The organism is Bradyrhizobium sp. 132, from assembly GCF_023074185.1.
Taxonomy (GTDB): Bacteria; Pseudomonadota; Alphaproteobacteria; order Rhizobiales; family Xanthobacteraceae; genus Bradyrhizobium.
The window spans coordinates 420,860-429,835 of record NZ_JADPKY010000094.1 but is presented as its reverse complement, the minus strand read 5'-3'; the positions used below and the strand labels follow the sequence as shown (position 1 = coordinate 429,835).

Genomic DNA, 8,976 nt, shown 5'->3' with positions numbered 1-8,976 from the left:
GATAATCTGTTCTTCCGTAAACCTGGCTCGCTTCATCTGTCCGTCCTTCAGAAGGCCGGACTCTAACTTCAACCGGAGGAAATCGGCAGGGGCAGGTCACACTCCATCGAACCCTCCTCTCTGCGCAGCAAGAGCAATCTCGCGTGCGATCGGATAAGAATGCTTTCCAGCAAGAAAGAGCATGTGAACAGCCATATCGAGGCTTTCAAACTCGGTTACCTGCTCTTCAGTAAGAAGTTCGGTTAGGTCAAGCAGCTTCAGATCTTGCTTGGGCGCTAGCGTAGCCACAAAAACGTCGTCGTCAGCCGTCACGCGGCACTCGTGTATGCAGACCTGCAGGTTCTGTGAGCCGTACATGACCCGAAGGTCTACTGAGTCCAATCTTCCGGGATCGTCGGACGGCTTTGGCGGACTGTCGTATTCAGCGCCATTCTCCGGCGCTGCCGGTCCGACCCGAAGGCGATAGAACGATTCCCCTGGCCTTAGTATCTTTACGGGGTATCCCTTCAAAATTCTTTCGAGGACGGCCTTTCGAGTTTCCTCACTTTCGAGGGCCTTCAATGGCTCGACTTCTCCAACCATCCAAAGACGAGGGCCGTAATAAAAAAAGCCGACGTTGGGTTCTCTCGATTAGGTGCAAATCATCCTCAAACCACTGACTCATGTTGATGTCGGTCGTCTGTTGGTGATTGAACTGCACTACAGGCGCCGCTCCATAATCGCATTTGTGGAAGGAACCGAGCACGAAAAAGCGATGAGCAAGAGTAGCAATCAGCCTGTGATCTAACTTGCGTCCCAATGTAGAAGCGCAATTCGCGCAAGCTGCATTATCCGCGACCCCGATCGCCTCCGCATCAAGTCGAAGTCCCTGACTTGCAAAGCAGCGCGAACAAAGAGGATATCTTGGTCCACTTCTCCGAAAGAGCTTTGATACCTTACTAAGGATCTTCGATCCTACTTCGTCCGACTTAAAGTGCGGGATGTAATTTCCCATGAGGAACTCCGATCAGAAACGTCTTTTGGTTGATGTTTTTCCTGTATCATGCTCCGCGCGAGTAACCCTAATCGCTCACAAAAATGCTCGCGCACAAGGCCTGGTCCCGCGCGTGAATGCCAGGACGCCGCAAGCCAACACCCTGCCTCCGAATTGCCTTTGCGGTTGAGCCCTTCCCTCCTAAACTCCCGACACCACCGGCTTGAGTTCCGACGGGCCCGGTAGAAGCGGAGTACAAATTATGCCCAAATCGGAAAGCTTCCCGATCGAGAAAATCTTCGTTCCCACGAAGCAGAAGAAAGCCATCAGGCCCGAGACGGTCGGGGAGATCGCGGAAAGTATTCTGGACATCGGACAACAGGCCCCCATTTCCGTTCGGCTCGACGGAGACCGCCTCGTTCTGGTCGATGGACTGCATCGGCTCGAAGCCTGCAAGGCGCTCGGCGAGACAACCATTCTCGGTGTTCTGGTCCCGGCCGAGCTTGCTCAACCCAAGCCGCAGCTAGCCGAACGACCCGAAGTCGAGGCAGAGCGCATCAAGATGGCGCGATTGAAACAGTTGCGCCTGGAGAAGGAAGCCGCGGAGGCATCGACGGCTGCCTTGAAGAGCGTCAACGCAACGGAAGCGCCGCGCACCCGTCCTGCGAAAGGCGTCCGCGACAATTCAAGGGCGTCACCGGGCCGGACTGCGGGGTCGACACGGAAAACATTGTCGGACTGGATCACGCAGCAAAAGGGCAGCGGCGGCCGCTATTGATTGCCGGCTCCAAATTACGGTGACGGTGCCGGAGCCTCGATCCGCCCCCGAGGCCGCCACAATTTCTCCTTCGCACGCGCGTTGTGTTGGACGGCGGCGCGACCTATCCTTCCAGCGATCGGACTGCCGCACTCCCATTGACCTCGACTGTATGGAGAGCGCATCGTTGCCTGAGACGAACGACCCCAAGCCTGATACCGAAAAGCCGGACGCGGTGCGCGCCGAAGGCGGGCTGGCGCGGGCGTATGACCAGATCAAGAGCGCAGAGCAAGACCTTGCGCGGCTGGACCGGCTGGTTTCCGGAATGGAACGCGGCAGCGAAGGCCCGCGGGCCTCGCAAGCAAGCGCCGGTGCGAAGGCGGCCGAGACTCCCAGGGACAAGGCGCCGGCACCAGCTAGCAAGGTTCGCGATCAAGGCCTGAAGGGAGATCGGACCATGATGCGCGCTTTGATTGGCCTCGTGCTCGCGATCGGCCTTCTCGGTGCCGCCTTCGCTTCGCAATATCGCGATGAGGCCAAGTCGTTCAGCAAGTCGATCATGGCGCGATGGGCTCCGCCGGCCACGAGCCAGCCCCCGCAAGCGTCCGCGGTTGAAAGTCCGGCGCAGCCGCGGGCCATGCAACTGGCTGCTGCGGATGGGCCTGGTCCGGTGCCCGCGCCAACAGTCAGCAAGGAAACGGAAAGCGCTCCAAAACCTGATACTCCAAGAACCGGCGCCCCGGCGCCTGACCCATCATCGTCCGATCTCGCGCAATCGCTCAAGACCATCACCAACGAGCTTGCGAGCATCAACGGAAAGCTCGAGCAACTGAAAAGCCGGAACGAGCAGACGCTGCGCGAGCAGGCCGACACCATTCAACAGCTCAAGGCGGCGCAGGAGAAGGATGCGGCGGACAATGCGCGCCTCGCCGCACAGGTCCAGGCGCTGCAAACGCAACTGACGACGTCATCCGCATCTGTACCCGCGAAACCCGTCGCGCGGAGCGTGATGAACAACGATACGGCTGCGCCTGCACGGCCGCACGCGCAAGCGGCCGCACCTCGGCGGCCCAGGCCGTCGCGAGGGCCCTGGATGCCCCCACCCTATATGGTCGATCCCTACTACGGCGATCCGGATTGGTGAGCCCGCAGGGCGGATGAGCCGACGGCGCGGAGTCAGACCATAGCTTCCGTGTCTGGTATCGGACGTTTTCCGCCGTCTGAATCTCCAGAGCGAAGAGTCCGGTGTCCTGCCGCGAAAATGTCGTGCACGAGGCCGAGCTTCCCGAGCCCGAGAATAATCAGACCGTTGATGTCGATCTCGTACCAGGCGTGCGAGAGATAGGCGTCGCGCGGAAACCGGTGGTGGTTGTTGTGCAGGCCTTCACCGAAGGTGAGGATCGTGGTCACGAACTCGTTGGTGGTGCCGTCGTCCAGATCGAAGCGGCGATAGCCGTAGCGGCCGTCGCTGTGGCAGACCGAGTTGACCAGCGATGTCGCCATGGTCATGAGGTAGCTGCGGAACAGGCCGGAGAACAGGATGCAGCCGGTCATCGTGTGCACGCCGCCGAAGGCGTAGCCGATCGCCCCCGGAATGATCAGCGCCGAGAGCGCGTACCAGTACCAGCGCGTCCTGGTGAAGAACATGGCGATCGGATCGGCCAGGATATCCTTGGCGTAGTACCCGGCATCGGTGGTGGCCTGGTCCCACACCCAGCCGCCTTGCGCATGCATCATCCCCTTGGCGAAGGTGACATAGGGATTGCCGTCGCCGTCATAGTAAGGGCTGTGGACGTCGCCGGGCTTGTCGGAGTGAAGATGATGCCGGCGATGATTGCTCACCCACTTCAGGATCGAGCCCTGCACCGCCATCGTGGCGATGGCCGCGAATAACGTCCGCATCACCGGACCGCAGCGGAAGCTGCGGTGGACGAAGTAGCGATGCATGAAGCCGATCCCGACCGTGGACAGCGCGAACGTGCCGGCGAAGACTGAAATCTCCACCCATCCGATGCCCTGCCAGAAGGCCCAGACCAGCGCCGCGATCGAACCTCCGATCATGATGACGAACGAGATGTAGGAATCGCGAAACTTGGCGTCGACCACCGGGCCTTCGACAAGCACGCCCGCTGGCATTTTCCGGTCCGCGCTTTCCGCCGACACCACGCTTTCAATTACGGTCATTCCAGCCGATCCATTCACACAAAATTAACCCTGCTGCGGCGCACCGTACAACCTCGGGTTACTTCCATCAAGGATTCGAGCTGCCGTAGGAGACGGAGCCGACATCTGAAAAAACGCGATCAGAAGGAAAAGAAGCCGGATTTCAAGGCCTGGTGACAGCGTTAACCAGGTACACAGTCTTCGCAATGCACTCCCACGAGACCGATGCCTAGAAAAAGCAAGCGCCTCCTCCCTCGCCTTCGCAAGTTCCGGCGCGGCGCGCGGTGGGCACGAAAGACATTCGCGCGCGCACCGCGAGTGGTTCGGATCGCGGGCGGCGTGGCGATGCTGCTTGCGGTCGTCGTGCTGGTGAACATCGCCTATCAAACAATGCGCAAGCCGACCGAGCTATTCGTCCTTGTCGGCGATGCCCTCGACAAGGATCCATCAGAGACCTGGCGGCAATACGGGCCGCTGTTCCGCAAGCATTCCACCGCAACGATCACGCCCGAATTGCTGGCGGCGCTGGCGCAGGTCGAGAGTTCAGGCAATCCGCTTGTGCGCACCTACTGGCGCTGGCGATGGAGCCTCAATCCGCTCGCGATCTACCGGCCCGCCTCCAGCGCCGTCGGCCTTTTCCAGATGACCGATCCAGCTTACGCCGACGCCGCGCGGTTCTGTATCCGCGGCAACGCGGTCACGGAGACTGCTTGCGGGTTCACCAGCTTCTATGTCCGCGCGATCCCGAGCCACGCCATCGAGCTGGCATCGGTGTATCTGGATCGCAATGTCGCTGAAATTCTCGCCCGCGCGGGCGATGTGAAGGCGAGCACGCGCGAGAGGCAGGATCTGGCCGCCTTCATCCATCTCTGCGGCGCAGGTCCTGCCACGGCCTACGCGCGCCGCCACTTCCAGATGATCGCCGGCGAGCGCTGCGGCGATCACCTCGTCGCAAACTATGTCGCCAGGGTCAACGCGATGAAGCGGCAGTTTCTGCGGCTTGCGGCGGATGACGGCGGTTAGGAACGAGAACCAAGCTGGATCACCACATGCCCTGGATGTGATCGATAGTCACCACCAGTACGGCCACCGCCAGCCCTCATAGCGGACCCACGAGGACACCAAAGGCGGGCCGTAGGGGTCGACCCGGTCGTCTTCAGGGCGATAGCGATAGCGCGGAACGATATTGTAATCCCACGGCGTCGGCCTGAGCACGGGCGCCGTGACGATGAGCCTCTGCTGCGGTTCACGAACGATCTGGGCTTTCCGCGCCCGGGCTTCGGCACCTGATATCCCAAGGTTACACAGCACCAGGGCCATTCCGAGAGCACACGCGGCGGTCATTGTTTTCATACGACGGGCCTCCTAGCCAAAGAGTGCAAAAGGACGCAAAGCAACGCAAGCCCAATTTGATCCAGAATTGCTTGAATGACCGCTGATGGCTCCGGCGCCCTGTCGGAACGACGGGTTCGTGAAACGCGAAACCCATCTTGCAAGCCACAGGTTGATGCCGGCTTGCCGGCGACAACGAAGCGCGCAACTCAATCGACCGGTCCGGCGTCCCCGGGTTGCAGGCGGCAATTCAACACGCTAGACGTTTGGCCATTAAAGCAAGTCGATTCGGGACTCCGGGGGATATATGAACAAGCTGATGACGGCTTTCGTCGTGATGTTTTTGTCGCTGGGCATCTCTATGGCCAAGGCTGCCCCCCTTTACGAGTGTGGCGGCGACGCTGCCTGCCAAGCCAAGCGCGATCGTATGTCCCATGATACTTATGCGCGCAACATCAACCGGTGCCTGGCCGCAGCCGGCGCCACGATGGAGCAGTGGCGCGCCCATGCCGTGCCGCGCGCGCAGGCAGACAAGGTTCGCGCCTGCCTTCAGGCGCACGGCTGACTCGCCAATCGACCTCTGCATCGAAGCCGGCCATCACCCAGGCCCCGCTCTGGGAATGCGTGAATGTCTCGGGGTCTTCGTGACGCTACCACGCGCCATGATCGGACATGTCGCTCCTCCTTGAATCGCTCCCAGCGGCCCCTATTCCCGCGCGCGCCGCACCGCCTCCTCCAGCTTCATTCTCTGCTTGTCCCAGCGCGTCGCCTCCGCCTCGGCGCGTTGATCGAGCGCGGCGCGCTCGGCTTCGATCGCCTCCGTCCGCGCGTCGTGCTCCCGCCTCGCCTTGTCCAGCGCCGCCTGTGCGCTCGCGACCGCCTTGTCCCGGCGCGCGCGCTCCTTGGCGCGGGCGGCCGCTTCCTTCCGGCGCTCGGCTTCTCGCCGCCGCTCTTCCTTCTCGAACGCGGCGGCGGCCTCGCGCGCTTGTCGATCGTCGATCTCGCGGGATGGTTTCTTTGCAGCCTTGGCCGCAGGCTTTTTCGGCTTCGCTTTGGACTTGGCTTTGGACTTGGCTTTGGACTTGGCTTTGGACTTGGCTTTGGGTTTGGGCTTCGCCTCGTCGTCAATGAGATCGGTCGGCAGCTTGGCGTGCTCGGTGAACGGGCCGTCCGATCCGACCGGGCGCCTGAGCACGACACCGGGGCTTGCCATGGTCGCGGCGACGATGTCGGGGTCGTCGGTCTCCTTCGCGGCGCCCTGATGGAAGAGATTGGATTTGGCGCCCCAGGCGTCCAGTGCCGCCTTCATCGATGGCGCGGCGACCGCCTGGTCGTAGAAGCCGAGCGAGGTCTGGTAGGTCTTCAGTTTTCTTTTTGGTTTTGTTTTCAGGTCTTTTGGCATGTCGCCCCGTGCCTTGCGACGCATCAGCTTCAGCCGTCGCACCGGCGCCACGATGCCATACTGCCCCTGTTTTGCCCGACAAGTCAAATTCGATTCGGTATCGCCGAAGTCGATCCGGACGATGCGGAGCCCACCATCAACAATTTTTCGGATTTGCAAAACGTTGAAATCCCTACGGATTTCTACTGTGTATGGGGTTGTTTTCGACGTTTTTGTTGGACGGGTGCCAACTACGCCGCATCGACGTCCTCAGGCGCTGGCCCCGCAACGAGCCCGTCGAGCCCGACCATCAAGAGATCCGCGATATGCATCAGCTGATACAGCGGAATGTCCGCCTCGCCTTGCTCGGCCAGCGACACCAAACCGGGCGTGGCGCCGATCAGCTCGGCGAGCTGCGCTTCCGTGTAGCCGCGCCTCTCGCGCGCAGTTTTGACGCGCGCACCGATCCCGAGCCTGTGCCGGGACTGCTCGTCCGCGGTCATCATGACGGCCTGCTCGTCCGTGCTCGCATAGCCGTCGGCGAACGCGCTGCCGATCAATCTGCCTTTGCGCCAGGCGACCCGGCAGTCCTTGCGCAGGCCGCTGCTGAAGACCAGCGTGAATTGCTCCGCGACCCATAGCGAGGCGTTGAGGCCCAGGCGGGCGCCTGTACCGGAGACGTCGCGGATCGTGCAGGGCGCGCTGATGATCTTGCCGGTGCCGTTGTCGAATTCGACAATGCCGGTCCGCAACGTGTGATGTCTGATGGCGGCACGATGCTCGCTCATGACGGGCCGTTCCTCCTGGACGCTCCTCCCGCGGCGACATCGAACGGACGCCGCCGGTAAGCCCGGACCTCAATACCGCAGACTTTTTCCTGAACTCCTAAGTTTCCCCGGGTTCGACCGGGACTGGAAGCCATGGTAAAGGATTCGCTCCCAATCCATCTTTTCCGGCGGAAGGCGTGCGGCGCGCCCGTGACGGGCGACGAGGCGAACGATGACCGACACGATGAAATGCCCGACCTGCAATTCCGAGCACGCCTACCAGGATCGTGGTCTCTGGGTCTGCCCGGAATGCGGCCATGAATGGAGCGGCACGGCGGAAGCGGCCGCCGACGCCGCGCAGGATTCCGGCGTGCGGGATGCCAACGGCAATGTGCTCGCCGACGGCGACAGCGTCATCGTGATCAAGGACCTCAAGATCAAGGGCTCCTCCTCCGTCGTCAAAGGCGGCACCAAGGTCCGCAACATCCGCCTGCAGGAGGCCAGCGACGGCCACGACATCGCCTGCAAGATCGACGGCATCGGCGCGATGAATCTGAAATCGGAGTTCGTGAGGAAGGCGTAGCAAGGCGATGCGTTCGCCCCGAACTTCTCGGGCGGTCGGCGGTTCTCTGAAACCCGCGTTTCTGCGATCTATCGCTGCCGCTGCGCCAGATAAAAACCGCACAGCACCGTCACCAGGCCCGCGGCCTGCAACATCGTCGGCTGCTCGCCGAGCAGAAGCCAGCCGGTGAGCAGCGTCAGAGCCGGCACGCAGGCCGGGATCACGGCGGCGCGGGCGACGCCGAGGCGTTGGACCGAAACAGCGTAAAGATAGAGCGCGGCGGGGCCTGCAAGCACGCCCTGCGCCAGCGCCTGGATGGCGTTCTCGGTGACACCCATCGCTGCGACCCGGGCGAGCCCGCCGGTCATGAGGTAGATCGGCAAGAGCAGCAAGGACAGCACGTTGATGACGAGCGCGGCCGACACCGCGGAGACACGCCAGTGGCGCAGCAGCGCACCAAAACCCGCGAACATCAGTCCGGTCAGCACAAAGGTCAGATCACCCAGCACGCCGTCGGCGCCGATATGGCCGATCGATTCCGCGCCGATCACGCCGAGGCCGCCGACGATCACGAAGGCGCCGACAAGGCGCGATGCAGAGATATGTTCCTTCAGGAACAACGCCGCGAGCAGCAGGCCGCCGAGTGTCGCACAGGAGGGCTGGATCACGCTGCCATGGCCGAGCGGCACGAACAGAAAACCAGTGTAGGAGATCAGCGACATCACTGGGCCGCCGAGCACCATCAGCACAAGGCCCCTGCCCCAGCCGATGCCGCAGAGATCGCCGACGCCTGCGCGCATCACCAGCGGCAGAAACGCGATGCCCGACCAGACATAGCGATGCACCAGCAGATCGACCGGCGTAAAGCCGATCTTGAGACCATGCCGCGTGCCGGCAAAGCCAAGCGCCCAGAACAGCGCCGCGGCGAGGCCGCAGACGACGCCAAGCAGCGCCGGCGCCGCATCGTTTTTGTGAGTGAGAGCGTCAGCGCCGCTCGTCCGCTGATCCATGCGGCAAGCCTTAGGTCAGCGCGTGATGAGG

General features: G+C 62.1%; 11 protein-coding genes. 5 read left to right on the top strand and 6 right to left on the bottom strand.

Features of this window, described 5'->3' with window-relative positions; all coding sequences use genetic code 11:
* Positions 1 to 96: 96 nt before the first annotated feature.
* On the bottom strand, positions 97 to 561 hold the full coding sequence (locus tag IVA74_RS18145; protein ID WP_247346771.1) for an RES domain-containing protein: 465 nt from the start codon (positions 559 to 561) through the stop codon (positions 97 to 99).
* Between the two features lie 674 nt (positions 562 to 1,235).
* Here IVA74_RS18145 and IVA74_RS18140 point away from each other — a divergent pair.
* Together IVA74_RS18140 and IVA74_RS18135 are read left to right on the top strand one after the other, a co-directional pair.
* Positions 1,236 to 1,751 carry a ParB N-terminal domain-containing protein gene (locus IVA74_RS18140; protein WP_247346770.1) on the top strand — a complete coding sequence of 172 codons (516 nt, stop codon included), beginning with the start codon at positions 1,236 to 1,238 and terminating at the stop codon, positions 1,749 to 1,751.
* A gap of 151 nt (positions 1,752 to 1,902) precedes the next feature.
* Entirely contained in the window at positions 1,903 to 2,874 is a 972-nt protein-coding gene (locus IVA74_RS18135; RefSeq protein WP_247346769.1) for a hypothetical protein, read from the top strand.
* 32 nt (positions 2,875 to 2,906) lie between these two features.
* On the opposite strand, the gene IVA74_RS18130 is transcribed toward IVA74_RS18135, so the two are convergent.
* Positions 2,907 to 3,914, bottom strand: coding sequence for an acyl-CoA desaturase (locus tag IVA74_RS18130; protein WP_247346767.1), 1,008 nt, complete (start codon positions 3,912 to 3,914; stop codon positions 2,907 to 2,909).
* A 204-nt stretch (positions 3,915 to 4,118) separates the two neighbouring features.
* Here IVA74_RS18130 and IVA74_RS18125 point away from each other — a divergent pair, with 204 nt between their 5' ends.
* The gene (locus IVA74_RS18125) at positions 4,119 to 4,916 is read left to right on the top strand and encodes a transglycosylase SLT domain-containing protein (protein ID WP_247346764.1); all 798 of its coding nucleotides are present in this window, start codon (positions 4,119 to 4,121) and stop codon (positions 4,914 to 4,916) included.
* Positions 4,917 to 4,964: 48 nt separating this feature from the next.
* Here the strand turns inward: IVA74_RS18125 and IVA74_RS18120 are convergent, their stop codons facing one another.
* Positions 4,965 to 5,246, bottom strand: a complete 282-nt coding sequence (locus IVA74_RS18120; RefSeq protein WP_247346762.1) for a hypothetical protein — start codon at positions 5,244 to 5,246, stop codon at positions 4,965 to 4,967.
* Positions 5,247 to 5,532: 286 nt separating this feature from the next.
* Between IVA74_RS18120 and IVA74_RS18115 the strand changes: the two genes are divergently transcribed.
* Positions 5,533 to 5,790, top strand: coding sequence for a hypothetical protein (locus IVA74_RS18115; RefSeq protein WP_247346760.1), 258 nt, complete (start codon positions 5,533 to 5,535; stop codon positions 5,788 to 5,790).
* A 141-nt stretch (positions 5,791 to 5,931) separates the two neighbouring features.
* Here the strand turns inward: IVA74_RS18115 and IVA74_RS18110 are convergent, their stop codons facing one another.
* Positions 5,932 to 6,627, bottom strand: coding sequence for a cell envelope biogenesis protein TolA (locus IVA74_RS18110; protein ID WP_247346799.1), 696 nt, complete (start codon positions 6,625 to 6,627; stop codon positions 5,932 to 5,934).
* A 230-nt stretch (positions 6,628 to 6,857) separates the two neighbouring features.
* Complete coding sequence (locus IVA74_RS18105) at positions 6,858 to 7,394, bottom strand: helix-turn-helix domain-containing protein (RefSeq protein ID WP_247346758.1); 537 nt, start codon at positions 7,392 to 7,394, stop codon at positions 6,858 to 6,860.
* A 211-nt stretch (positions 7,395 to 7,605) separates the two neighbouring features.
* Between IVA74_RS18105 and IVA74_RS18100 the strand changes: the two genes are divergently transcribed.
* The gene (locus IVA74_RS18100; protein ID WP_247346755.1) at positions 7,606 to 7,956 is read left to right on the top strand and encodes a zinc ribbon domain-containing protein YjdM; all 351 of its coding nucleotides are present in this window, start codon (positions 7,606 to 7,608) and stop codon (positions 7,954 to 7,956) included.
* A 68-nt stretch (positions 7,957 to 8,024) separates the two neighbouring features.
* Here IVA74_RS18100 and IVA74_RS18095 read toward each other — a convergent pair whose 3' ends face one another.
* Positions 8,025 to 8,945: a DMT family transporter gene (locus IVA74_RS18095; RefSeq protein ID WP_247346754.1), complete on the bottom strand. Its 921-nt coding sequence runs from the start codon at positions 8,943 to 8,945 to the stop codon at positions 8,025 to 8,027.
* Positions 8,946 to 8,976 lie beyond the last annotated feature (31 nt).